Genomic DNA, 23,160 nt, shown 5'->3' with positions numbered 1-23,160 from the left:
ACAAAGCGACGCCGGTTCGAGCCGGCGCGCGACCCAGCGCCCACGCCGATGCGCGTGGCGCCGACGTATAGCGCCAACTCGCAGCGATCAACCAACGACTCAACCCAGACGAGGAGTTACATGCATCGCGCCACCAAGATTGTCGCCACTATCGGCCCGGCATCGAGTTCGCCGGAAGTCCTGCTGCAGATGATGCAGGCGGGTCTCGACGTGGTGCGCCTGAACTTTTCGCACGGCACGGCGGACGACCATCGCGAGCGCGCCGAGCACGTGCGCGAAGCGGCCCGCAAGACGGGGCGGGAAGTCGCCATCATGGCCGATCTGCAGGGTCCGAAAATCCGCGTCGGCCGATTCGAAAACGGCAAGGTGCAGCTCACGGCCGGCAGCCCGTTCATCCTCGATGCGAATTGCGAACTCGGCAACGAGGAGCGCGTCGGGCTCGATTACCGCGATCTGCCGCGCGACCTGAGAGCGGGCGATGTGCTGCTGCTGAACGACGGCTTGATCGTCCTGACGGTGTCGCGTGTCGTCGGCGAAGAGATTCACACCATCGTCAAGGTGGGCGGCGAGCTTTCGAACAACAAGGGTATCAATCGCCAGGGCGGCGGCCTCACCGCGCCCGCGCTGACGGCGAAAGACATGGAGGACATCCGCACGGCGATGGCCATCGGCGTCGAGTACATCGCAGTATCGTTCCCGAAGAACGCGACGGACATGGAAATGGCCCGCCAGCTCGCGAACATCGCCGGCATGCCGTACGGCATCAAGCCGAAGATGATCGCGAAGATCGAGCGCGCGGAAGCGATTCCGGCACTGCAGGGCATTCTCGACGCGTCGGACGGCATCATGGTCGCGCGCGGCGATCTGGCGGTCGAAGTGGGCAACGCGGCGGTGCCGGCCTTGCAAAAGCGCATGATCCGCATGGCTCGGGAGTCGAACAAGCTCGTGATCACGGCCACGCAGATGATGGAGTCGATGATCTACGCGCCCGTGCCGACCCGCGCGGAAGTGTCCGACGTCGCCAATGCCGTGCTGGATGGGACCGATGCCGTCATGCTGTCGGCCGAAACGGCCGCCGGCAAGTATCCGGTGCAGACGATCGAGGCGATGGCGGCGATTTGCATCGAAGCCGAAAAATCCGAGCACGTCGAGCTCGATCGCGACTTTCTCGATCGGACGTTTACGCGCATCGACCAGTCGATCGCCATGGGCGCACTGTTCACGGCCTACCATCTTGGCGCGAAGGCGATCGTCGCGTTGACCGAATCGGGCGCGACGGCCTTGTGGCTCTCGCGCCATTGGACCCACGTCCCGATCTTCGCGTTGACCTCGCGCGTGGCGAGCGAGCGCGCGATGGCGTTGTTCCGCAACGTGACGCCGCTGGCCATCGAGCCGAACAGCGACCGCGACCAGGCGCTCAAGCAGGCCGTGGAGGTCGTGGTCTCGAAGGGCTTCGCTTCGCGCGGCGACATGGTGGTGCTGACGGTGGGCGAGCCGATGGGGCAGGCGGGCGGTACCAATACACTCAAGATCGTGCGTGTCGGCGACCCGGCGTAGCGCCTGGCCGCATGCCGCCGAATGCGCAGAATGCGGGCAGTGGCAGCGCGGATTGCGCGCCGCTGGCCGCTTTTTGGCGGCGCCGCCCGGGCTCGCGTGGCCGCCAGTCGTTCGTGGTGGGCGGACACAATCCGGCCCGAAACTACGGGACCCGACCCGCTTCGCGATAAAATCGCGCACATTCGCACAATAAGTGCCGCTACGAGCACCCGGTTTTCATCTCAAGGAGTACTCAGCATGCCTCTCGTATCAATGCGTCAACTGCTGGACCATGCGGCCGAGCATGGCTACGGCCTACCCGCGTTCAACGTGAACAACCTGGAGCAGGTCCAGGCCATCATGGCGGCGGCGGACGAGGTCGGCGCGCCGGTCATCATGCAGGCCTCGGCCGGTGCACGCAAATACGCCGGCGAACCGTTTTTGCGCCATCTGATCGAAGCTGCCATCGAATCGTACCCGCACATTCCCATCGTCATGCATCAGGACCATGGGCAATCGCCGGCCGTCTGCATGGCCGCGATCCGCAGCGGTTTCACGAGCGTCATGATGGACGGCTCGCTGCAGGCCGACGGCAAGACCGTCGCCTCGTACGAGTACAACGTCGACGTGTCGCGCAAGGTCGTCGAAATGGCGCATGCCATCGGCGTCACGGTCGAGGCGGAGCTGGGCGTGCTCGGGTCACTCGAAACGATGAAGGGCGACAAGGAAGACGGCCACGGCGCCGAAGGCACGATGACGCGCGAGCAGTTGCTGACGGATGTCGAGCAGGCTGCCGATTTCGTGAAGCAAACGCAATGCGACGCCTTGGCCATCGCCATCGGTACCTCGCACGGCGCCTACAAGTTCACGAAGAAGCCGACCGGCGATATCCTCGCGATCGATCGCATCAAGGAGATCCACGCGCGCATTCCGAATACGCACCTCGTCATGCACGGTTCGTCGTCGGTGCCGCAGGAGCTGCTCGCGGAGATTCGCGAATTCGGCGGCGACATGAAGGAAACCTACGGCGTGCCCGTCGAAGAGATCCAGGAAGGTATCAAGCACGGCGTGCGCAAGGTCAATATCGATACTGACCTGCGCCTTGCGATCACCGGTGCGATCCGACGCTATCTGTTCGAGAACCCGGGCAAGTTCGATCCGCGCGACTACCTGAAACCCGCCCGCGAGGCCGCGAAGAAGATCTGCGTGGATCGCTATCGCGCATTCGGCTGCGAGGGGCAGGCAGCGAAGATCAAGCCGCTGCCGCTCGAGAAGATCGCCGAGCGGTACAAGTCCGGCGAGCTGGCGCAAGTCGTGCGCTGAGCCGGACGGTAGTATCGACGCCTCGCCGTTCCCGCTGCATCGATGGGAACGGCGTTTGCATTTTGTTCGAGTCACGCTTTTCCATGCTGTTCGGCGGGACGCTGTATTGATCTGTACTCCTATTGACGACTGACGGTCCACGACGATGTCTACCCTCTACGAATCCTCGCTTCGCTCGCTGCCCCTTCTTGGCCGTGGGAAAGTCCGCGACAACTATGCGGTCGGTGCCGATCGCCTGCTCATCGTCACGACCGATCGCCTGTCGGCGTTCGATGTCGTGTTGGGCGAGCCGATTCCCGACAAGGGCCGCGTGCTGAACCAGATGGCCAACTTCTGGTTCGAGCGTCTCGCGCATATCGTGCCGAATCATCTGACCGGTGTCGCACCCGAAAGCGTGGTCGCGCCTGACGAGGTGGAGCAGGTGAAGGGGCGTGCGATCGTGGTGAAGCGTCTCGAGCCGATTCTCGTCGAGGCGGTCGTGCGCGGCTATCTGGCCGGCAGCGGCTGGAAGGATTATCAGGCGACGGGCTCGGTGTGCGGCGTCGCGCTCCCGGCGGGCCTGTCCAATGCGCAGAAGCTGCCCGAGCCGATCTTCACGCCGGCGGCCAAAGCCGAGCTCGGGCATCATGACGAAAACATCACGTTCGACGAGATGGAGCGGCGCATCGGCACCGAACTATCGGCGACGATCCGCGACATTTCGATCAAGCTCTACCAGGAAGCATCGGAGTATGCGGCGACGCGCGGCATCATCATCGCCGATACCAAGTTCGAATTCGGGCTCGACAACCACGGGAAGCTTTACCTGATGGACGAGGCGCTCACGGCCGATTCGTCGCGCTTCTGGCCCGCCGATCAGTACCAGGTGGGCAGCAATCCGCCGTCGTTCGACAAGCAGTTCGTGCGCGACTGGCTCGAGACGCAACCCTGGAACAAGACGGCGCCGGCACCGAAACTGCCGGCCGATGTGGTCGCGAAGACGAGCGAGAAATACCGTGAAGCGCTCGAGCGTCTGACAGGGCAAAAGCTCGCGTGAGCGCCGTGCCGCAGTCGAACGACATGTGATTGATTGGACGCAAGCGAAGGAACCGCGCACGATGAGCGAAGCAGTCAAGACCGATCCCACCCATACGCATGCGGCGCCGCTCGTCGGCGTCGTGATGGGCTCGAGCTCCGATTGGGAGGTGATGAAACACGCCGTCTCGATTTTGCAGGAGTTCGGCATACCGTACGAAGCGCGCGTCGTCTCGGCGCACCGCATGCCCGACGAAATGTTCGCCTACGCGGAAGCGGCCCGCGCGCGCGGCTTGCGCGCGATCATCGCCGGCGCGGGGGGCGCGGCGCATCTGCCGGGGATGCTCGCCGCGAAGACGACGGTGCCCGTGCTCGGGGTGCCCGTGGCGAGCCGGTATCTGAAGGGGGTCGATTCGCTGCATTCGATCGTGCAGATGCCCAAGGGCGTACCGGTGGCGACGTTCGCGATCGGTGAAGCCGGCGCGGCCAATGCGGCGCTGTTTGCCGTCGCCGTATTGGCGGGCACCTCGGACGACTACGCGAAGCGTTTAGCGGCATTTCGCGAGCGCCAGAACGAAGCGGCCCGCGCGATGGTGCTGCCCCCGCTTTGAGATCGATCGATATAGCCAGATGCCGACGCCCGCGCGCTGCGCGTGAGATCACACCACTGAAATGAGTCCTGACATGACCCCTGTTTCTCCGATTCTGCCCGGCGCGTGGCTCGGCATGGTCGGTGGCGGCCAGCTCGGCCGCATGTTCTGCTTCGCCGCGCAGGCGATGGGCTACCGTGTCGCCGTGCTCGACCCGGACGAATCCAGTCCGGCCGGCCGCGTGGCCGATCGGCATCTGCGCGCCGCCTACACCGACGAGGCGGCGCTGACCGAGCTTGCGCGCCTGTGCGCGGCGGTCTCGACCGAATTCGAGAACGTGCCGGCCGCCAGCCTCGATTTTCTCGGGCGCAGCACGTTCGTGAGCCCTGCCGGACGCTGCGTTGCCATCGCGCAGAACCGCATCGCCGAAAAGCGCTTCATCGAAAGCTGCGGCGTGCCGGTGGCGCCCCATGTCGTCATCGAATCGCAGGAGGCGCTCGCGGCACTGTCCGACGCGGAACTCGAGGCCGTACTCCCGGGCATTCTCAAGACGGCACGCCTGGGCTACGACGGCAAAGGGCAAGTCCGCGTGACGAGCGCCGAGGCGGTGCGCGATGCGTACAGTGAGCTCTCGGGCGTGCCCTGCGTGCTCGAAAAGCTGCTGCCGCTCAAGTTCGAGGTGTCGGCGCTCGTCGCGCGCGGCGCCGGTGGGGCGACGGCCGTTTATCCGCTCGCGCAGAACATCCACCGTCATGGCGTGCTCGCGCTGACGATGGTGCCCGCGCCCGACGCACCGGCCGCGCTCGTCGAGCGCGCTCAGCAGGCGGCCCGGCGAATCGCCGAGGCGCTCGGCTATGTCGGTGTGTTGTGCGTCGAGTTCTTCGTGCTCGAAGACGGTTCGCTCGTTGCCAACGAAATGGCACCGCGGCCGCATAACTCCGGGCACTACACGGTCGACGCCTGCGCGGCGAGCCAGTTCGAGCAACAGGTGCGCGCGATGACGGGCATGCCGCTCGGCGATCCGCGTCAGCATTCGCCGGCGGTCATGCTCAACATACTCGGCGACGTCTGGTTTGCGGGCAGCGGCCCCACCGGTACCGCCGGCGCCGGCACGACTACGCCGGTGACGCCGCCCTGGCACGACGTGGCCGCCATGCCGACGGCGCGGCTGCATCTTTACGGCAAGGAGGAAGCCCGGCCGGGCCGCAAAATGGGACACATCAATTTCACGGCCGCGACGCTCGACGAAGCGCGCACCGCGGCGCGAGATTGCGCGCGTCTCATGCATATCCCGCTCCGCTGAGGGCCGGCCGTCGTCGAATCGAACCCGCCCCAGACAAGCTGCAAGCCATACCAGGAAGTCGCCTCGCGATGTCACCCCGCCCGCCACAGTCTCCCGTGTCCGCCGTTGCGGCCGAGCGAATCGAAGAGGCCGCCACGCTGCTCGCCGCGGGGCAGCTTGTCGCCTTTCCGACGGAGACCGTGTATGGGCTCGGCGGCGATGCGCAGGACCCGGCGGCGGTGGCCCGAATCTATGCGGCGAAGGGGCGGCCGTCCAATCACCCCGTCATCGTTCATCTAGGTCCCAACGGCGATCCGCAATACTGGGTCGACGCACTGCCGGACGACGCCAAACGGCTCATCGACGCGTTCTGGCCGGGGCCGCTCACGCTGATCCTGAAGCGCGCGGCGCACATACCCGCGGCCGTGAGCGGCGGTCAGGACACAGTCGGCCTGCGGGCGCCTTCGCATCCGGTGGCGCAGGCGCTGCTCGACGCGTTCGACGCGCGCCGGGCGGGCCACGGCGGTGTCGCGGCTCCGTCGGCGAACCGGTTCGGTCACGTAAGCCCGACGACGGCGCAGCACGTGCGCGAAGAATTCGGCGATAGCGTCTACGTCCTCGACGGCGGCGCGTGCGACGTCGGCATCGAGTCGACGATCCTCGATTTGTCGCGTGGGTTTCCCGCGCTGCTGCGGCCCGGGCGCGTGACGCCTGTCGACATTGCCGATGTACTCGGCGTGGCCCCGCGTCTGGCTGACGGCAGCGATGCAACGGCACCGCGCGCCTCGGGTACGCTCAAAGCGCACTACGCGCCGCGTACGCCGCTCACGCTGGCTGCTTTCGAGGCATTGGTGCCGCTGCTCGAAGGCGCGCGCAACGAGAGCGCGCATATTGCGCTCGTGGCGCGCACCTCGAGTGCCGGTGCATGGGCCGACGCGGCCGGCGTGCATTTCGTGGCCGCGCCGGAAGATCCACACGTCTATGCGCGCGAGCTTTACGGCTTGCTGCGGGCGCTGGACCGTGCGGACGTCACGCGGATTTTGGTGGAAAAGCTGCCGGAGACGGCCGAATGGATTGCCGTCAACGATCGGTTGGGCCGGGCTGCCGCCGCGTTCGAGGCGGGCGCAAGTCCGCCATGAGCGTGTCCAGAAAGCTGCGCATGTATTCAGTCCTCGCGCGGGCGAGGACTTTGCCGCGATGCGTGAGCATCTCCGATTCGAGCCGGAAGAGCTTTTCGTGGAAGTGGTGAACCACCGACGTGGCCTTGCCGGGAACGAACGTTCCGCCCAGTGACGATGGGTCTGTGTCGACCCACATCGGCTCTCCCAGATAGCCGCCGAACATGAACGCGCGGGCGATGCCGACGGCCCCGAGCGCATCGAGCATGTCCGCATCGCGGACGATCCGCGCTTCGAGCGAAGGCGCCATCGATTCGATATCGTGGCCTGCGCAACGGTAGTACTCGGTGAAATTGACGGCCGCGCAGATGCGATCGATAGCGCTCGCCGGAACGAGCGTCGAGGCCGCTATCCAACGCCGCAATTCCGGTTCGGCTTCTTCTGGCGTGACATGGCGACGGTGCTGCTTCTCGAGCACGCGATGAAAGTCATGCAGTAGTGCCGCGATGGCGACGACGAAGCGATCGGCATCCGGTTCGGTATCGCAGATCTGAGCGGCGTTGCATACGACGCGATCCAGATGCGCGATATCGTGCGCCACGATGCTTTGGTCGAACGTCGTTCTCAGTTCGCCCCGGAGTGCCTCGATGACCGGTTGAATCGAAGCGGACGACGAAAATATGTGGGTTGGACTCATTGCTCGTTCAGGCGGGGAGGGTGGAAATGAGACAGCCAGAGATCGGCGATGAACCGCTTGGATTCGTCGCTGAGGTGGCGAATGCGGCCGCGATGCGCGGTGTCGAGCTGAGAAAGCGCGAAGATCAATTCAGCCTGGACCAGCTTGATAAATGGACCGAGGACGCCGCCATGCATGAAGTTGATGGCGTTGCCGTCGTTGCACAGATAGGTCGCCCCCTTGGGCGATGCGAGTGCGCAAACGCGCGGATGAAGCGGCGACGGCTTGCGGCGCGCAAGAATATCGTCGTAGCCGTCGATCTCGTCGTCGCCTGATGTGGCCGTGAAAATGAAGGCGCCTTCCTTCATGGCGTCGATATCGGCTGCGCGAACCGATTTGTTTCCCGTCGCCCCGAAAATCACGTCGGCCTGACTCAGCACGGCTGCCCGGCTGCGCAAGCTGTATCCGTGCGCACACGCGAGTGCCTGCCTGACCGGGTTGGAGTCGTGCACGTCCACCCGGACGCCTTTCGCGCGCAGGTTCGCTGCGATGCTGCTTCCGATTTTTCCGTAACCCAGCACGGCGGCCTGCTTGCCCGTCAACAAGATGCCGCACTCGCGCAGCAGAGCATCGGCGGAAAAAACGACGGCCTGGCCGACGAGGAAATCTTCCGGCTCCTTGAGCTTGCTGCGGGCGACGGAGAGAATCGGAAAAGGGAGCTCGCGGCGCTCGTCGTTGCTTGCCAGGAACGACTCGTATTTTTTATGGCCGTTTTCCGTATCCTCGACGATTCCGGCCAGGTTGAATTCGTTGGGCTTCGCCATGTCGTCGAGGACGTGGGAAAAATAGCCGCCCGTATCGATGATGGCGAATCTTTTGTCGCAGACGCGTTTTTTCAGGTCGTTCAGAAAGGCGGCCGGCTGCGAGGCGATCGTGCGCCTGCTGTAGTTCAAGACCGGCACATCGCGCTGAATCTTCGAAAGCACGCTTCGATTCAAGGAGCTCGGTTTGGGGATGACAGCCGAAACGGGGACCTTGTCATTGAGCGCCAGCACGAATTCATCCGCATCGGGAACGAGGTGAGTGACGATGACGATCGACTCAACGTCGGCCGGCACGTGCTGCAGCATCATCGAGAAGAACTGCCTGCTCATCGCGCTTCGGCCTCCACCTGGGCGAGACCCATACGGCCGAGCTTGGCGAACAGCAAGCGCAGATTGGGCTCGTCGATCGCGGCAATGCTCCGATACTCGCATTCCATCTCGGACGCGCTCGTGCGTGCGCCGACGTCTATCAGATATCGAAAATCGATGTGCAGATGGGCGGGTTCGCGTTTCGCAGGGTTCGATGGAATTTCGTGCACGTCGACATCGACCGGAAAAGGATGCAAGCGATGCCAAGTATGCACGGAGCACGAAAATCCGGTTTCCTCCGTGAGCTCGCGCAACGCAGCTCGAACAGGATGTTCGCCTTCCTCGACGTGGCCGCCGGGTGGCAGCCATTTGCCGAGCGTCTCGTGCCGGACGACCAGAACCGACTCTTCCCGGAGCGCGATCGCGCTCGCCGTGATATGCGCAGGCCACGTTTTTCGGCTGGTCAAGGGCAGACCTTGCGTGAGCGCGGCGACGACGGGATCGAGAATCGAAATCTCGGCGGGCATTGCCCGAATGTAGAGGATCAGCTGGCTGAGCGGATCGGATGCACAGCGCAACAGCGGCGATGCATCGGCCCTGTCGGACGCGACAGTAAAGTGAGGCAGGTCAAGCATTGTTTCTCCAACAATCGCTTGCCTCTTCGAGGTATCACGCTGGGTGGAAACAGCGCCGCAATGAGCGGGCCGTTCCTTGCGTCGGTTTGTCCGACTGTCATCGACTGCTAGGTATAAGGCGGGGAATGTAAATAGTTCTGATAAGACTGTCAACGATCGTCCGTCGTCGCGTTCGAAACTGCCTGCTTCGAACGCGACGACGGTTGCGTCAGGCGGATCGGATCACCTGCGTATCACTTGCCGATGCCTGCTGCGGCGATCTGTTTTTCGACTTGCTGAGCGAACAGCAGATGCAACCGCGTGGTCGGATGGAGCGTGTCGGCGAACATGTAGGTCTGGTCCGCGTTGGCCGTCGTATAGACCTGCGGCGAACAAAACAGCGAGGAGGCCAGCGAAGCACCGAACTGAGCCGGCGTCTCGCCCGGCTGGAGCACGCTGGGGTTGGCCGTCGCGTAGTTCGTTGCACTCGTCTGCATCGCCGTCAAGTTGCAGGCCGTGCCGTTGTTCGAAACCGAGAACCCGTTCGCCGACGCACTCGCCACGACGCTGTCGATGAACGAGAACGAATCCACGAAGATGACCTTGCTCATCAGCCCCGTGGCGGTCAGGGCCGTGCTGAAGGCGGTATTGAAGCCGCTGCTGAGCGCGGTGAGCAGCGCACCGCCGTCCGACGAGGCGACGCCGAGCGGCGCCTTGCCGATGTCGGGTACGTTCACCACGACGACCTTCGTTGCGCCGTTTTGCAGGATCGTGCCGACTACGCCCGCGAGCGTCGTGGCGGCCGATACCACGTTGGCCTGTTGCTGTGCGATCACGGTCGGGTTGGTCGGCGCGGCAGCGATAGCCTGAGCCGCGATGATGATGTCGTTGGGGCCGCCCTGTACGAGCACGAGTTGCCCGCTATTGAAACTACCTTTCTGGCTCAGGTAGTTCTGCACCTGCGTCGCGACCGGCACCGTCGTCGTCGTCGGATAGCCGATGCCCGGCTGCAGCGAAACGCGCGCGCCGCCCTGGGCGTAGCCGAAGCCGCCCGTGGACGTGGTGGGCAGGCCGAAGCCGCCCGTTACCGCCGTCGTCAACGTATCGCCATAGTAGTTGGCGACATTCTGTGTCCAGACCTGCCCCGGATTCGTCGTGAAGCGGCCGCCGCCGAAGTTCGCGTTCGCGAACGGGGCGTAGGTACCGACGTCCGACAGGCTGTCGCCGAACGACACGACCTTCAACGACACGCCGCCGGCCGGGGTGGAACTCGCTGGCGAGCTCGAGCCACCTCCGCCGCCGCACGCGACGAGCAATGCGAATGCGACACCGGCAAGCGCGGTTTGCGCCACGCGCAACAGGCGCTTCGGCTGCGTTTTATGACTGAGTTCCATCGATTTCATCTCCTCGTATGTGTGGTTTGGCTTGAGTCTGCGCCAGGCTGCTAGCGTGTCGAGTGCACCGCAGCGCTCCACTCGGGCGGTGCCACGAGCACGCGCAGCTTGTTTCGAACGCCGTCGGCGCGGGCGACATCGGCGAACATCGATGCCCATTCGTGAAACGTCGCCTTCAGCGGGTTATACGTCGTGGGTCCGTCCACGATTCCATATTCGGGCGGGTCCGCCGGATCTTCCGTCACATAGCTGCCGCAAATGCGGTCCCAAATAACGAGCACGCCCGCGAAATTGCGATCGATGTAGCGTGGATTGCGCGCATGGTGACAGCGGTGCGTCGACGGCGTATTGAGCACGAGTCCGAGCCAGCCGAGCCGGCCGAACGCCTGCGTGTGCACGAAGAATTGAAAGGCGAGATTGACGAGGACGATGGCCACGATCTGCGCGGGCGGAAATCCGATCAGCGCGAGCGGTAGCCAGAACACCCACATGCCCGCAACGGGATACATGAGACTCTGACGAAACGCTGTCGACAAGTTGAGCCGCTCCGACGAGTGATGCACCACATGCGCGGCCCAAAGCCAGCGGACGCGGTGGCTCATGCGATGGAAGACGTAATAGAGCAGGTCTTGTGCCACGAACAGCACCGCGAACGCGAATGCGCGGGGTTCCCAGGTCAGCAGCCTGTAGTGCGTATAGACGTAGCCGTAGATCGGCACGACGGCGAACCAGGCGAGCTTGTCGGCGCCTTGATGCATGAGCGCAAGTGCCGCGTTGCAAAGCGTATCGCGCCAGTTGTAGATTCGCGCATCGGCCCGCGTACGCGCCATATGCCACGCTTCCCAGCCGATACATGCGAGAAAGACGGGCGCCATGGCAATGAGGAGCAATTCGGCGTCGAATTGCATGACGTCTTCCTCCTGTTCTTTTGCTTGGTTTTGCCGCAGCGCTGTCAGCGCCGCTGTCCCCTTTTCGGTCGATCGGAACGGCGGGAAGAATCCTCGCGTGCCATCTCGATCGCTGCCCGACAGCCTACACGTTCGGCCCTCGAGGCGGCGCACTTTATCTTAGAAGAAGTATTCGAGCGAATGGGGAGGGGCCGCGGGTGAGTCGAAGCCGCGTGCGGCAAACGCGTCGGCCGATGTGCGGGGCGCGTCGAGGCCGCGGCGGCGCTCACTTCAATCCGCGATAAACCCATTCGAGCAGTGCGTCGTGGGCTTCGCGCGCTGCGGCGGCATGCTCGTCGTTGATCAGACTCACTACGACATAGCTTTCGCCGTTGGCCGCGGCGACATAGCCCGCGATTGCCCGCACGTCGCGCAGCGTCCCGGTCTTGATATGCGCATTGCCTAAGACCGGTTCGTTGCGTAGCCGGTTGCGCATGGTGCCGTCGACGCCCGCAATCGGCAACGAAGCCACGAACACCTGGGCGACCGGGCTCGCGTTCGCCGCTTGCAACAGCTCGGCGAGTCCCAGCGCGCTGACCTCTTCGTCCCGCGAGAGCCCCGAGCCGTTGGCGAGCGTCAATGCGGGCATCGAGAGTCCGTGCGAATGCAAAAACCGCTCGATGGCCGCCGCCGACTTTTGCGGGGTGGCGGGCGGCTCGCTGGCAACGGCGCCGATCGTGAGAAACAGATTGCGCGCCATCACGTTGTTGCTGAACTTGTTGATGTCGCGCACGATGTCCGCGAGCGGCGGGCCGTGGTGGGTCCCCACGAGCCGTGCGCCGAACGGGACGGCGCCCTCATGCGTGGTGCCCTTGAACGTCCCGCCCGCCTGGCGCCATAGCGCGAGAAAGCCGCCCGCGAAAAACGCCGTGTGATCGAGCACCGCGAGGTTGATCGTACGCGGGCCGCAACGCGCAGGGTAGTTGCCCGCGAACATCGCTTCGACGGTGCCGTCGCCTTGCGGCGTCACGTTCGGCGTAACCGCATCGGCCGCGCCCACGCACGGGCCCGGGCTTGCGCGCAGCGCATTGTCGACCTTGAGCTGAGCGAGCGGCGGCAGCACGTCGATCGCGACAGCGCCGTCGCCGGCCGGCGTCAGCGTGAACGACAGCGACTTGAATGCATAGAGCAGCGGATCCGGCCCGACGTTGTACGGGGCGTTCGCATCTTCGTCGAACGGCGGCAGATCGCGCGTGGACGGATCGAAAAAGCGCTTGTCGAGCACGAGCGCGCCGTCGATGCCCGTGATGCCGTTCTTGCGGATCTTGTCGACGAGATCGACGAGCTCTTCCGGCACGAGCTTCGGATCGCCCGTGCCTTGAACGTAGAGGTCGCCGTGCAGCACGCCGCTCGCATCCACCGTGCCGTCCGCGTAGGCGCGTGTGCGCCACCGGTAGTCGGGGCCGAGCATCGCGAGGCCGGCGTAGGTGGTCACGAGTTTCATCGTGGACGCCGGCAGCATCGGTTTGGTGGCATTGAGCGCGACGACGGGCGTCGGGTTGCCGATGCGCTCGATCACCACGCTGACCGAATTCAGCGGCACGTGAGCGCGGGCCAGCGCGCGCGTGACCGCGACGGGCAACTCGGTGCTCACGTTGATGTGCGGCCGGTGCTTGAGTGTGCGCGCTTCGGCATCGGCACCGGCGGCAAAGGCGAGGCTCATCGCCACGCCGAGCGCGGCCGCGCTTCGTGCGAACGCCCGCGCGCGGCGCGGCGGCCGGACGAGCGCGGGCGGCGCTTTCGGACGGATGGGCAATACCGAAGGCGGGGCGAGACGGCAAACCCGATTGAGCAGTGCGGCGAGCGGGGCGATCGTCATGAAAGGCACGAAGGGCATGGCGAACGGTCGGACAAAGCCGACATTGTAGAGCGGCGCGCCCCCGGGCGGGCGGCACGACGATACGCGAGCCGGCTACAATGCACGTCATGAGCGACACTGGCGCGGTCGGCCGCGCGGATGCAATGCGGATTTTGCTGGTCGAAGACGACAAGATGATTGCCGAAGGCGTGCGTAAGGCGCTGCGCGGCGACGGCTTCGCGGTGGACTGGGTCCAAGACGGCGAAAGCGCGCTGACCGCCGCGGCCGGGGAGCCGTATGACCTGGTCCTGCTCGATCTCGGGCTGCCCAAGCGCGACGGTCTGGACGTGCTGCGCGCAATGCGCGCGCGCGGGCTGACGATGCCGGTGCTGATCGTGACCGCGCGCGACGCCGTCGCGGACCGCGTGAAGGGGCTCGATGCCGGCGCCGACGACTATCTCGTGAAGCCGTTCGATCTGGACGAGCTGGCTGCGCGCATGCGGGCGCTGATCCGGCGGCAGGCGGGGCGCAGCGAGTCCGTCATCCGTCACGGTACGCTGACCCTCGATCCGGCTGCGCATCAGGTGACGCTCGACGGCACGCCCGTCGCGCTGTCGGCGCGCGAATTCGCGCTGCTCGAGGCGCTGCTCGCGCGCCCCGGCGCCGTGCTCTCCAAGAGTCAGCTCGAGGAAAAAATGTACGGATGGGGCGAGGAGATCGGCAGCAATACCGTCGAAGTCTACATCCACGCGCTGCGCAAGAAGCTCGGCGCGGAACTCATCCGCAACGTGCGCGGCCTCGGCTACATGATCGCGAAGGACGCCTGAGCGCTTCCTTTCGCGGTCCTCTCGTCTTCTTCAATGCGTTCCATTCGTCATCAACTGCTTGTCTGGCTGCTCGCGATCGTCGTTGCGGGCGTGGGTGCGGCGGGCTGGCTCATCTATCGCCAGGCGCTCGCCGAGGCCAACGAACTCTTCGACTACCAGTTGCAGGAGATCGCCGCCGCGCTGCCGTCGGAGCCTTTTTCGCAGATCTTCGGCGCCCACAAGGAGGCCGACGAGGGCATCGTCATCCAGATCTGGAGCCGCACGGGCGCACTGATGTACTACTCCCATCCGCGCGCGCCGCTCGCGCCGCGCGCCGAGCTCGGGTTCTCGACCGAGCGTACCGAGCGGGGCGACTGGCGCGTGTATGGCGCCATCGTCGGCGACAACGTCGTTCAGCTCGCGCAGCCCGTGTCCGTGCGCAACCGGTTGGCCGCGAACGTCGCGCTGCGCACGCTGTGGCCGCTCATCGTGCTGCTGCCGCTTTTGGGTCTTGCCGTCTGGGTGATCGTCGGGCGCGGATTGGCGCCGCTTGCGCGCGTGACGCGCGCGCTCAACGCACGGCGGCCCGAAGCGCTCGATCCGCTGCCCGACAGGCGGCTGCCACTGGAGGTGCAGCCGCTCGTGCGTGCGTTGAACGGCCTGCTCGCGCGGCTGACCGAGGCACTCGATACGCAACGCGCCTTCGTGGCCGACGCCGCGCACGAATTGCGCACGCCGCTGGCCGCGGTGCAGATTCAGTCGCAGCTCGTGGCGCGGGCGCGCGACGATGCATCGCGCCGCGAGGCGCTCGACGATTTGCAGGCCGGTGTCACGCGCGCGACGCGTCTTGCCGAGCAACTGCTGGCGCTCGCGCGCGCCGAGCCGGCGGCGGGCGCCGTGCGCGATTCGGTGGACTTGCGACTGTTGCTCGCCGAATGCGTCGCCGCGCATGCGCCGCTCGCGCAGCGCCGCGGCGTCGATCTGGGCTTCGAGGACGCGCAGCCGGCCACCGCCATGGCCGATGCCGATGCGTTGCGCGCGATGTTCGGCAATCTGCTCGATAACGCCGTCAAGTACACGCCGCCGGGCGGGCGCATCGATGTGACGCTCACGGCGGGGCAGGAGGGGCGGCCATGCGTGCAGATCGCCGACAGCGGCCCCGGCATCCCGGCAGACGAGCGTGAGCGCGTGTTCGACCGCTTCTATCGCGATGCGTCGGCGCGCGCCCGTGCCGATGTCTCGGGCAGCGGCCTCGGTTTGGCCATCGTCAAGCGCGTCGCCACGCAAAACGGCGCGACCATCGAACTGGGCGAGGCCGCGCTTGGCGGGCTGCTCGTCACCGTGCGGTTCTGATCTCCGAGCCTCTGAGCCCCGTGCGACGGGTTGCCGCACCGTTAAGGTTCCTTTAAGTCGCGCGCCTTACTCTGCGTACCATCAAGTAAGGAGGCCCATTCGATGAACAGGAAATTTCTGTCGCGCGGGGCAATCGCGGTCGCGGTTGCACTCGCCGTATCCGGAGGTTATGTGGCGGGCACGCGCCACGCCGATCCCCAGATCATCACCGCTGCGTACGCCGCGCCGATGATGCCGGCCGAAGCCGCTGCAAAAACGGGCATCCCGGACTTCTCGGGGCTCGTCGAGGCATATGGTCCCGCGGTGGTCAATATCAGCGCGAAGCATGTCGTGAAGCGCACGGCGCACCGCGCGCAGCAACTGCCGATCGACCCGAGCGATCCGTTCTATCAGTTCTTCAAGCGCTTTTACGGCCAGTTCCCCGGCTTCAACGACGGCGATGGCGACGCGCAGCCCGACGCCACCCCGAGCGCAAGCCTGGGCTCGGGCTTCATCATCAGCAATGACGGCTACATCCTGACCAACGCGCATGTGATCGATGGCGCGAACGTCGTCACGGTCAAGCTCACCGACAAGCGGGAGTTCCGCGCGAAGGTCATCGGTACCGACAAGCAGTCCGACGTGGCCGTGATCAAGATCAATGCCTCGAATCTCCCGGTCGTGAAGATCGGCGATCCGCAGCAGAGCAAGGTCGGTCAGTGGGTGGTGGCGATCGGCTCGCCGTACGGGTTCGAGAACACGGTGACCTCGGGCATCATCAGCGCGAAGGGCCGCTCGCTGCCCGACGAGAACTACACGCCGTTCATTCAGACGGATGTGCCGGTCAACCCCGGCAACTCGGGCGGACCGCTCTTCAACCTGCAAGGGCAGGTGATCGGCATCAACTCGATGATCTACTCGCAAACGGGCGGCTTCCAGGGCCTGTCGTTCGCGATCCCGATCGATGAAGCGATGCGTGTCAAGGACGAGCTCGTGAAGAACGGCCATGTCAGCCGCGGGCGGCTCGGCGTGGCGGTGCAGGGCGTCAATCAGACCCTGGCCAACTCGTTCGGCCTGCCCAAACCGGCCGGCGCGCTCGTGAGTTCGGTCGATCCGGGCGGCCCGGCCGCGAAGGCGGGACTGCAAGCGGGCGACGTGATTCTTGCCGTCAACGGCGCGGCGGTCGGCGATTCGACGGATCTGCCTGCGCAGATCGCGGCGATGAAGCCCGGCAGCAAGGCCACGCTCGACATCTGGCGCGACAAGTCGAAAAAGCAGCTGACGGTCACGCTGGGCTCGCTCTCGGACACCAAGGTGGCCGACAACAGCACCGCGAGCGCCGCGCCTAGCCGCCTCGGCGTGGCAGTGCGCGCCCTGACGCCGCAGGAAAAGAACAGCAGCTCTCTGAATCACGGCCTCGTCGTGCAGCAATCGTCGGGTCCGGCGGCGAATGCCGGCATCCTGCCCGGCGACGTCATTCTCGCCGTCAACGGCAGCCCGGTTTCGTCGCCGGAGCAGCTGAAGCAGATCATCGCGAAGGCCGGCAGCAGTGTCGCGCTGCTGATCCAGCGCAACGATGCGCAGATCTTCGTGCCGGTCGATCTCGGTTGAAACCAGCTGCCCGTGCCGGGGCCTCGCGCCCCGCCGGGCACGGGCATTGCTGGCTCTCTTCTTTATGAAGAAAAAGGAGTGATGCCATGAAAACACCCAACAGCAAACGAGCAAGACTCTCGGCCCTGGCCGCGGTCCTTGCCCTCGGATTCGCGGGCGGTGCGTTCGCGCAAGCCTCCTCCGGCTCCGGCACGGTCGGCGGTACGACGACCGATATGACCAGTGCCGGCAACGCGAACGGCGGCGGCATGCCGCCCATTCAGCACGAGGGGGCGGTTTCGTACGTGTCGGGCGGCGTGGGTCTGGACGAGTCGACGGCGCTCAAGAGCGCTGCGCATGAGTGGCCGCTGTCGCTGCGTTTCACGGGACCGACGGCCGACTATCTGGCCGACGTGCACGTGATGATCGTAGGTTCCGGCAACGACCAGGTCCTTTCGACGGACTCGAAGGGGCCGTACATGCTCGTGAAGCTGCCTCCGGGCCGTTACACGGTGCATGCGAAGTACAAGGATCAGGAGCAAACGCGCGCGGTGACCGTCACCGGCAAGCCCGGCGCGCACGCGGATTTCCACTGGAACACGCAGTAGCGCACGCCAGCCGCGCACGTGCGCGATCTTTGTCTGATAATGGAAGCCACGGGTGAAAGCCCGTGGCTTTTTGCATTGCCGCAAAGGCGCATCTCCGTTCGAACCTTGCCAAGGGAATCGCCATGACGAATGCCCATCGCGTCGATATCGAGCCCAACCCGCATCGTCTGCGGGTGATCCACAGCGGAATCACGCTGGCGGACACGAGCCGGGGATTCACGCTCAGAGAGACCGGCTTGCAAGATGTTTTCTACTTCCCGCGCGAGGACGTCAACATGACGCGCTTCTCGCGTTCGGACACGACGACCCATTGCCCCTACAAAGGCGATGCCTCGTATTTTCATCTGCGCACGGAAGACGGCGAGGTCATCCAGAACGTGGCCTGGAGCTACGAGTCGCCGTACGAATCCGCTGCCGCGATCAAGGATTGCCTGGCGTTTTTCAGCGAGCGCGTCGATCGAATCGACCAGACATCGTGAGCTGACGCGAGGAGCCGCGCATGCAGCGAAGGGAGTCGTCATGGAGCTGACCGATGCAGTGCGCGTCGACCTTGCGCCAGCCGCCGTAGCCCAAGCGCTGTCGGACCTCGCGCTCGTGCGCGCAAGCCTCGAGAACTGCGAGACGTTCACCCGATTGCCCGACGGCGAATTCGCGTTGACGTTCACCGTGCCTGTCGGTCCGCTCCGAGGACGCTACGAGGTGCGGCTGCATCTCGCGGACGTCGAAGACTCACCCGAGCGCGAGCCTGCTCGCGTATTGCATCGCGTGATCAACTTCAAGGCTGGCGCGGCCGGCGTCGGTTCGCTGCGGGGCCAGCTCGAGATCGCACTCGAGCCTGCCGGGTCCGGCGATGCGGCCGAGACCACGCGCATCGATTACGCGATCTGGACAACGCTTACCGGGCCGCTGGCCGCGCTGCCGCCGGGGCAGATCGAAAATGCGCTGCAAGCGCTGGCCGAGGATTTCTTCGCGGAGTTCGCCGCCGTCGTCGAGGCCAAGCACGGCAAGCGGCCCAATCGTGCGGCTCCTGCCGGATGGAGCCGGCGCCAGCATGTGTTCCTGCGGCCCATCAATCTGGCCGGCCTCGTGCACCGGAGTCCACACGTCGACGCGCCGTCGCCCGCCTCGGGCCGATTGAGCGGTCTGCTGCTGGGCGCGCGCGGTTCGCACGGGCTCGAACGCCGCGAACCGCGAGCGATGCCGCCGTGGGCCTGGGCGCTTGCCATCATCATCGTCGGCGCGTTGCTTTATCTGCTGCACCGCCTTCAGTAGCGACCGCTTGCGCCGCGCCGCGGAATTCGCGACGGTATGCGCTCGGCGACGTTTTCAATGTCTCGGCGAAATGCTGCCGCAGCGAGACGGCCGAGCCGAAGCCCGCCGATTCGGCGATCGCATCGACGCTCTCGTCGGTCGTCTCGAGCAACTGCTGAGCACGTGAAAGCCGTGCCGTGAGCAGCCATGCGCCGACAGTGGTGCCCGTCGCTTCGCGGAATCGCCGGGTGAAGGTGCGTCGGCTCATCAGCGCGCGTTCGGCCAGCGAGTCGAGCGTATGGGGTTCGTGTACGTTCGCACGGACCCAATCGAGCAGCGCGACGAGCCGCGCGTCGCGCGCGTCGGTGCCGACCGGCTGCTCCACGAATTGGGCCTGCGAGCCCTGGCGGTGCGGCGGTACGACCAGTCGGCGAGCGACGTAGTTCGCGGCTTGCACGCCGCAGCGCGTACGGAGAACATGCAAACAGCAGTCGAGGCCGGCTGCGGTGCCGGCGGAGGTCAGAATATCGCCGTCGTCGACGTAGAGCACTGACGCATCGACCTCCACGGCCGGGTAGCGCCGGGCGAATTCGCCGGCCCACGCCCAGTGCGTGGTCGCGCGCCGACCGTCGAGCAGACCCGCGGCCGCCAGGACGAACGCGCCGAGGCACAGCCCCACACATTGCGCGCCGCGCGCATGAGCGCGCCGCAATGCGGCGATCAGCGCGTCCCCGGGCTCGCGAAAGGCGCCGTCCCAGCTCGGCACGATGACGATGTCGGCGACATCCAGCGCATCGAGCCCGTGCGCTGCCGTAATCGTGAATCCCGCCTTTGTTCCAAGATCGCCCGCGCGGCATGCGCACACGCGCAAATCGAAGCGCGGCACATGCCCCGCGCTGTAGTCCTCACCGAAGACGATGCACGGCACCGAGAGATGAAACGGACTGATGCCGTCGAAAGCGACGACAGCGACGATGGGCGCGGCGTCAGGCGAGCCAGCGTTCGGATGGCGCATGAAACTCTTATCGGAGGGTGAATGCGGCGATTGGATTGGCCCGATTATATCGATTAATGTCATTCGGGCCACTATCGGCGGGCGGCCCGGGACGGAAGAATGGAGTCCGTCTTCCGCCTCGCGGACCCCTTCGACATCAGGAGCTCATCATGTCTCGCTTGCCGCGCCGTGCACTCGTCGTCATCGACGTGCAGAACGAATATGTCACCGGCGATTTGCCGATCGAATTCCCGAACGTCCAGAGCTCGCTCGCCAATATCGGGCGGGCGATGGATGCGGCTCGCGCCGCCTCCGTCCCGGTCGTCGTGGTCCAGAACTTCGCGCCAGCGGGCTCGCCGCTTTTTGCGCGCGGCACGCCGGGAGCCGAACTGCATCCGGTAGTCGCCGGCCGGGAGCGCGATCACTATGTCGAAAAATCGCTGCCAAGCGCGTTTGCGGGGACCGACCTTGCTCAGTGGCTCGCCGAGCAGGAAATCGACACGTTGACGGTGGTCGGCTACATGACGCACAACTGCGACGCATCGACCATCGTTCACGCGCTGCACGCGGGTTTCGCCGTCGAGTTTCTCTCCGACGCCTCCGGTTCAGTGCGCTACGAGAACAGCGCAGGCTTTGCGAGCGCGCAGGAGATTCATCGCGTCTATTGCGTGGTGCTGCAGTCGCGCTTCGCATCCGTGGCCGATACCGATACCTGGCTCGCGGCGCTTGCAGCGGGCGAGCCGCTCGAGCGCAGCACGATCTACGCTTCGAATCAGGCCGCCCGGCGGCGCGCCGTGGCGATGCCGGCCCAGGCGTAGGGGGCTGGCGGGGCGAGCGGCTTTGCGTTACGTGCGTTCACGCGCCGCGCAGAGCCTGGCTCGTACGCAGCGTATGAAGGCACGCATCGACGAATGCTTCGATGTGCGCGCTGAGATCGATCCTCGGCGGAAGCATCAGTGCATCGCGCAGACATCCTCCGACGAACGCGTGCAGAAAGAGAGCTGCGCGTTGGGTATCGAGATCGGGCGGCAACTGGCCGCGCTCGATGGCCGCGCGCAGATCGTCCTCGAGTTTGCCGAGCCCTTCTTCCATGCTGGCCTGATGGCGCGCCTTGACGGGCCCCATCTCATCGACGAATTCGCATTTCAGAAAAAGGATGTCGAAGACGCGGCGGCGCTGCGGATCGACAGCCGCCGCGCGCAAACACCATTTGAGTTTCTCGGCGAGCCGCAGTAGCGGATCGGGCGGCTCGCCATCGCCGGCGGAGAGTTCGTCGAGCGGCAACAAGACGCGGTCGAACATCGCCGTGAAAACATCGGCTTTGTTCGCAAAGTGCCAATAGATCGCGCCGCGCGTGACACCCGCCTGTGCAGCGATGTCGGCGAGCGAAGTCCGCGACACGCCCTTGTCATAAAACACCTGCTCTGCCGCATCGAGAATCCGGTTGCGCGTCTCCCGTGCCTCTTCTTTCGTTTTCCTGACCATCTTGCTTTCCGCTTGGCGGCTTCGTCGATTCCCGGCAGTCACGCGTCTGTAACGATACAGTCGGACGAATAGAACGAATCGATTGATTACCGCGTATTACAGGCGCGAATTGTTGCTCGAAGTAAGCATGTTTCGCAACGAAAACCTTTTACATACATCGATGAATGTATATACAATACCGTCCTACGTTTGAATGGTCCAGTGCGAATTCCCGGTAATATCGGTCCCTGGCAGTCTCGCGCGGGATCGCGCGCCAGCTTTGCGCCATCGCTCGATGGCGCGCCGCCGGTATCTCAGCGCGGCGCCGCGCGCCTGACGTGCCGTGCGCCCGGCCCTCTCGCGGGGCCGTCGTCTTCAAGCGTTTCGCGACATGAGTCGCGCCGCGCGCCTCGCGGGAATGGGGCGCAGCGGGCCTACTTTGTTCCCAGTCATTGATCAGAGGTCGCTCCATGCGTGTCGAAACGGTTCCTCTTCGCCTGATCGCTACCGCGACGGCTGCCATGATTCTCGCGGCGTGCGGACAAAAGCAGTCGGCACCGCCGCCGCAAACGCCCGAGGTGGGCGTCGTCACCGTCACGACGAGCGCCGTGCCCGTCACGAGCGAGTTGCCGGGGCGCACGAGCGCTTTCCTCGTGGCGCAGGTGCGTGCGCGCGTCGACGGTATCGTGCTGCGCCGCGAGTTCACCGAGGGTAGCGAAGTGAAGGCCGGCCAGCGCTTGTACAAGATCGACCCCGCGCCGTATATCGCCTCGCTCAATAGTGCGAAGGCGTCGCTGGCCAAGGCGCAGGCCAATCTCGCCAGCACGGCGGCCCAGGCGAACCGCTACAAGGTGCTCGTGGCCGCGAACGCGGTCAGCAAGCAGGACTACGACAATGCCGTTGCCGCGCAGGGGCAGGCCGCGGCGGACGTTGCGTCGGCCAAGGCCGCCGTTCAGACGGCGCAGATCAATGTCGGCTACACGGACGTCGTCGCGCCCATCACGGGCCGCACCGGCGTGTCGCAAGTCACGCCCGGCGCGTATGTGCAGGCGAGCGCGGCCACGCTCATGGATACGATTCAGCAGCTCGATCCGATGTACGTCGATCTCACGCAGTCGAGCCTCGACGGGCTCAAGCTGCGTCGCGAAATCCAGGAAGGGCGCTTGAAGACGAACGGACCGGGCGCCGCGAAGGTCACGTTGATTCTCGAAGATGGCAGGACGTACGCACAGCAGGGCAAGCTGCAGTTTTCCGATGTGACCGTCGATCAGTCGACGGGCTCTATCACGGTGCGGGCGATCTTCCCGAACCCGAACCGGGTCCTGCTGCCGGGCATGTTCGTGCGCGCGCGCATCGAGGAGGGCGTCAACGAGCGCGCGATGCTCGTGCCGCAAGTCGGCGTCACGCACGACCAGAAAGGACAGGCGAGCGCGCTCGTCGTCGGTGCCGACGGCAAGGTCGCGCCGCGTCCGCTCGTGACCGCGGGCATGCGCGGCCCCGACTGGATCGTCGAGAGCGGCTTGAATCCGGGCGACCGCGTGATCGTTCAGGGCACGGAGAAAGTCCGTCCGGGCATGGCCGTGAAGGCCGTACCGGCCCAGCTCGCGGCGCCGGCATCCGGCGCCTCCACCGCCACTGCCACGCAGCCGGCTTCGGCATCGCAGCCCGCGTCCGGCGCGTAACAGAGGGG

General features: G+C 65.4%; 22 protein-coding genes. 14 read left to right on the top strand and 8 right to left on the bottom strand.

From position 1 onward, the window contains the following. The first annotated feature begins 120 nt into the window (after positions 1 to 120). The 6 genes from pyk to ACR9ZC_RS23755 all read left to right on the top strand — a co-directional run bounded on the left by pyk (position 121) and on the right by ACR9ZC_RS23755 (position 6,884). Complete coding sequence (gene pyk, locus ACR9ZC_RS23780; RefSeq protein ID WP_331572013.1) at positions 121 to 1,557, top strand: pyruvate kinase; 1,437 nt, start codon at positions 121 to 123, stop codon at positions 1,555 to 1,557. Positions 1,558 to 1,794: 237 nt separating this feature from the next. Further along, entirely contained in the window at positions 1,795 to 2,859 is a 1,065-nt protein-coding gene (gene fba, locus ACR9ZC_RS23775) for a class II fructose-bisphosphate aldolase (RefSeq protein ID WP_481582141.1), read from the top strand. Between the two features lie 145 nt (positions 2,860 to 3,004). Continuing rightward, positions 3,005 to 3,895: a phosphoribosylaminoimidazolesuccinocarboxamide synthase gene (locus tag ACR9ZC_RS23770; protein WP_481582140.1), complete on the top strand. Its 891-nt coding sequence runs from the start codon at positions 3,005 to 3,007 to the stop codon at positions 3,893 to 3,895. Between the two features lie 61 nt (positions 3,896 to 3,956). Continuing rightward, a complete protein-coding gene (purE, locus tag ACR9ZC_RS23765) occupies positions 3,957 to 4,484 on the top strand; it encodes a 5-(carboxyamino)imidazole ribonucleotide mutase (RefSeq protein WP_481582139.1) in 528 nt (175 codons plus the stop codon). 61 nt (positions 4,485 to 4,545) lie between these two features. Then, entirely contained in the window at positions 4,546 to 5,766 is a 1,221-nt protein-coding gene (locus ACR9ZC_RS23760; protein WP_481582138.1) for a 5-(carboxyamino)imidazole ribonucleotide synthase, read from the top strand. 68 nt (positions 5,767 to 5,834) lie between these two features. Beyond that, entirely contained in the window at positions 5,835 to 6,884 is a 1,050-nt protein-coding gene (locus tag ACR9ZC_RS23755; RefSeq protein ID WP_481582137.1) for an L-threonylcarbamoyladenylate synthase, read from the top strand. Here ACR9ZC_RS23755 and ACR9ZC_RS23750 read toward each other — a convergent pair. The 6 genes from ACR9ZC_RS23750 to dacB form a co-directional block, all read right to left on the bottom strand. After that, on the bottom strand, positions 6,826 to 7,560 hold the full coding sequence (locus tag ACR9ZC_RS23750; RefSeq protein WP_481582136.1) for an HD domain-containing protein: 735 nt from the start codon (positions 7,558 to 7,560) through the stop codon (positions 6,826 to 6,828). The genes ACR9ZC_RS23755 and ACR9ZC_RS23750 overlap by 59 nt on opposite strands. Further along, positions 7,557 to 8,693, bottom strand: a complete 1,137-nt coding sequence (locus ACR9ZC_RS23745; protein ID WP_481582135.1) for an adenosylhomocysteinase — start codon at positions 8,691 to 8,693, stop codon at positions 7,557 to 7,559. The genes ACR9ZC_RS23750 and ACR9ZC_RS23745 overlap by 4 nt, the downstream gene beginning before the upstream one ends. Beyond that, a complete protein-coding gene (locus tag ACR9ZC_RS23740; protein ID WP_481582134.1) occupies positions 8,690 to 9,307 on the bottom strand; it encodes an NUDIX hydrolase in 618 nt (205 codons plus the stop codon). Before ACR9ZC_RS23740 ends, ACR9ZC_RS23745 begins: the two co-directional genes overlap by 4 nt. A 233-nt stretch (positions 9,308 to 9,540) precedes the next feature. Next, positions 9,541 to 10,680 carry an SGNH/GDSL hydrolase family protein gene (locus ACR9ZC_RS23735; protein WP_481582133.1) on the bottom strand — a complete coding sequence of 380 codons (1,140 nt, stop codon included), beginning with the start codon at positions 10,678 to 10,680 and terminating at the stop codon, positions 9,541 to 9,543. Between the two features lie 50 nt (positions 10,681 to 10,730). Further along, positions 10,731 to 11,588, bottom strand: a complete 858-nt coding sequence (locus tag ACR9ZC_RS23730) for a sterol desaturase family protein (protein ID WP_481582132.1) — start codon at positions 11,586 to 11,588, stop codon at positions 10,731 to 10,733. A gap of 265 nt (positions 11,589 to 11,853) precedes the next feature. Next, positions 11,854 to 13,464 carry a D-alanyl-D-alanine carboxypeptidase/D-alanyl-D-alanine endopeptidase gene (dacB, locus tag ACR9ZC_RS23725; protein WP_481582131.1) on the bottom strand — a complete coding sequence of 537 codons (1,611 nt, stop codon included), beginning with the start codon at positions 13,462 to 13,464 and terminating at the stop codon, positions 11,854 to 11,856. A gap of 125 nt (positions 13,465 to 13,589) precedes the next feature. Here dacB and ACR9ZC_RS23720 point away from each other — a divergent pair, with 125 nt between their 5' ends. From ACR9ZC_RS23720 to ACR9ZC_RS23695, 6 genes are all read left to right on the top strand, one after another. Further along, the gene (locus ACR9ZC_RS23720) at positions 13,590 to 14,252 is read left to right on the top strand and encodes a response regulator (RefSeq protein WP_440560277.1); all 663 of its coding nucleotides are present in this window, start codon (positions 13,590 to 13,592) and stop codon (positions 14,250 to 14,252) included. A 33-nt stretch (positions 14,253 to 14,285) separates the two neighbouring features. Then, complete coding sequence (locus tag ACR9ZC_RS23715; RefSeq protein ID WP_481582130.1) at positions 14,286 to 15,584, top strand: ATP-binding protein; 1,299 nt, start codon at positions 14,286 to 14,288, stop codon at positions 15,582 to 15,584. A gap of 102 nt (positions 15,585 to 15,686) precedes the next feature. Next, complete coding sequence (locus ACR9ZC_RS23710; protein WP_481582129.1) at positions 15,687 to 17,174, top strand: DegQ family serine endoprotease; 1,488 nt, start codon at positions 15,687 to 15,689, stop codon at positions 17,172 to 17,174. 86 nt (positions 17,175 to 17,260) lie between these two features. After that, positions 17,261 to 17,761 (top strand): carboxypeptidase-like regulatory domain-containing protein, encoded by a 501-nt coding sequence (locus ACR9ZC_RS23705; RefSeq protein WP_481582128.1) that lies wholly within the window; start codon positions 17,261 to 17,263, stop codon positions 17,759 to 17,761. 122 nt (positions 17,762 to 17,883) lie between these two features. Continuing rightward, positions 17,884 to 18,240: a DUF427 domain-containing protein gene (locus tag ACR9ZC_RS23700; protein WP_481582127.1), complete on the top strand. Its 357-nt coding sequence runs from the start codon at positions 17,884 to 17,886 to the stop codon at positions 18,238 to 18,240. Positions 18,241 to 18,280: 40 nt separating this feature from the next. Continuing rightward, complete coding sequence (locus ACR9ZC_RS23695) at positions 18,281 to 19,033, top strand: SRPBCC family protein (RefSeq protein ID WP_481582126.1); 753 nt, start codon at positions 18,281 to 18,283, stop codon at positions 19,031 to 19,033. On the opposite strand, the gene ACR9ZC_RS23690 is transcribed toward ACR9ZC_RS23695, so the two are convergent. Further along, positions 18,990 to 20,027 (bottom strand): GlxA family transcriptional regulator, encoded by a 1,038-nt coding sequence (locus ACR9ZC_RS23690; RefSeq protein WP_481582125.1) that lies wholly within the window; start codon positions 20,025 to 20,027, stop codon positions 18,990 to 18,992. The genes ACR9ZC_RS23695 and ACR9ZC_RS23690 overlap by 44 nt on opposite strands. Before the next feature lie 149 nt (positions 20,028 to 20,176). Between ACR9ZC_RS23690 and ACR9ZC_RS23685 the strand changes: the two genes are divergently transcribed. Further along, positions 20,177 to 20,824, top strand: a complete 648-nt coding sequence (locus ACR9ZC_RS23685; RefSeq protein ID WP_481582124.1) for a cysteine hydrolase family protein — start codon at positions 20,177 to 20,179, stop codon at positions 20,822 to 20,824. Between the two features lie 37 nt (positions 20,825 to 20,861). On the opposite strand, the gene ACR9ZC_RS23680 is transcribed toward ACR9ZC_RS23685, so the two are convergent. Next, positions 20,862 to 21,491, bottom strand: coding sequence for a TetR family transcriptional regulator (locus tag ACR9ZC_RS23680; RefSeq protein WP_331571977.1), 630 nt, complete (start codon positions 21,489 to 21,491; stop codon positions 20,862 to 20,864). 449 nt (positions 21,492 to 21,940) lie between these two features. Between ACR9ZC_RS23680 and ACR9ZC_RS23675 the strand changes: the two genes are divergently transcribed. Continuing rightward, positions 21,941 to 23,152 (top strand): efflux RND transporter periplasmic adaptor subunit, encoded by a 1,212-nt coding sequence (locus tag ACR9ZC_RS23675; protein WP_481582123.1) that lies wholly within the window; start codon positions 21,941 to 21,943, stop codon positions 23,150 to 23,152. Positions 23,153 to 23,160 lie beyond the last annotated feature (8 nt).

The sequence above is a fragment of the Trinickia sp. HAY1-2D genome (assembly GCF_056754935.1).
This window is presented reverse-complemented; position numbering and strand designations above follow the sequence as displayed.

What these genes read in the sequence shown, in the direction of transcription:
- pyk (WP_331572013.1), top strand. Translation starts at nt 121, where the DNA reads ATGCATCGCGCCACCAAGATTGTCGCCACTATCGGCCCGGCATCGAGT.
- fba (WP_481582141.1), top strand. Translation starts at nt 1,795, where the DNA reads ATGCCTCTCGTATCAATGCGTCAACTGCTGGACCATGCGGCCGAGCAT.
- ACR9ZC_RS23770 (WP_481582140.1), top strand. Translation starts at nt 3,005, where the DNA reads ATGTCTACCCTCTACGAATCCTCGCTTCGCTCGCTGCCCCTTCTTGGC.
- purE (WP_481582139.1), top strand. Translation starts at nt 3,957, where the DNA reads ATGAGCGAAGCAGTCAAGACCGATCCCACCCATACGCATGCGGCGCCG.
- ACR9ZC_RS23760 (WP_481582138.1), top strand. Translation starts at nt 4,546, where the DNA reads ATGAGTCCTGACATGACCCCTGTTTCTCCGATTCTGCCCGGCGCGTGG.
- ACR9ZC_RS23755 (WP_481582137.1), top strand. Translation starts at nt 5,835, where the DNA reads ATGTCACCCCGCCCGCCACAGTCTCCCGTGTCCGCCGTTGCGGCCGAG.
- ACR9ZC_RS23750 (WP_481582136.1), bottom strand. Translation starts at nt 7,560, where the DNA reads ATGAGTCCAACCCACATATTTTCGTCGTCCGCTTCGATTCAACCGGTC.
- ACR9ZC_RS23745 (WP_481582135.1), bottom strand. Translation starts at nt 8,693, where the DNA reads ATGAGCAGGCAGTTCTTCTCGATGATGCTGCAGCACGTGCCGGCCGAC.
- ACR9ZC_RS23740 (WP_481582134.1), bottom strand. Translation starts at nt 9,307, where the DNA reads ATGCTTGACCTGCCTCACTTTACTGTCGCGTCCGACAGGGCCGATGCA.
- ACR9ZC_RS23735 (WP_481582133.1), bottom strand. Translation starts at nt 10,680, where the DNA reads ATGGAACTCAGTCATAAAACGCAGCCGAAGCGCCTGTTGCGCGTGGCG.
- ACR9ZC_RS23730 (WP_481582132.1), bottom strand. Translation starts at nt 11,588, where the DNA reads ATGCAATTCGACGCCGAATTGCTCCTCATTGCCATGGCGCCCGTCTTT.
- dacB (WP_481582131.1), bottom strand. Translation starts at nt 13,464, where the DNA reads ATGCCCTTCGTGCCTTTCATGACGATCGCCCCGCTCGCCGCACTGCTC.
- ACR9ZC_RS23720 (WP_440560277.1), top strand. Translation starts at nt 13,590, where the DNA reads ATGCGGATTTTGCTGGTCGAAGACGACAAGATGATTGCCGAAGGCGTG.
- ACR9ZC_RS23715 (WP_481582130.1), top strand. Translation starts at nt 14,286, where the DNA reads ATGCGTTCCATTCGTCATCAACTGCTTGTCTGGCTGCTCGCGATCGTC.
- ACR9ZC_RS23710 (WP_481582129.1), top strand. Translation starts at nt 15,687, where the DNA reads ATGAACAGGAAATTTCTGTCGCGCGGGGCAATCGCGGTCGCGGTTGCA.
- ACR9ZC_RS23705 (WP_481582128.1), top strand. Translation starts at nt 17,261, where the DNA reads ATGAAAACACCCAACAGCAAACGAGCAAGACTCTCGGCCCTGGCCGCG.
- ACR9ZC_RS23700 (WP_481582127.1), top strand. Translation starts at nt 17,884, where the DNA reads ATGACGAATGCCCATCGCGTCGATATCGAGCCCAACCCGCATCGTCTG.
- ACR9ZC_RS23695 (WP_481582126.1), top strand. Translation starts at nt 18,281, where the DNA reads ATGGAGCTGACCGATGCAGTGCGCGTCGACCTTGCGCCAGCCGCCGTA.
- ACR9ZC_RS23690 (WP_481582125.1), bottom strand. Translation starts at nt 20,027, where the DNA reads ATGCGCCATCCGAACGCTGGCTCGCCTGACGCCGCGCCCATCGTCGCT.
- ACR9ZC_RS23685 (WP_481582124.1), top strand. Translation starts at nt 20,177, where the DNA reads ATGTCTCGCTTGCCGCGCCGTGCACTCGTCGTCATCGACGTGCAGAAC.
- ACR9ZC_RS23680 (WP_331571977.1), bottom strand. Translation starts at nt 21,491, where the DNA reads ATGGTCAGGAAAACGAAAGAAGAGGCACGGGAGACGCGCAACCGGATT.
- ACR9ZC_RS23675 (WP_481582123.1), top strand. Translation starts at nt 21,941, where the DNA reads ATGCGTGTCGAAACGGTTCCTCTTCGCCTGATCGCTACCGCGACGGCT.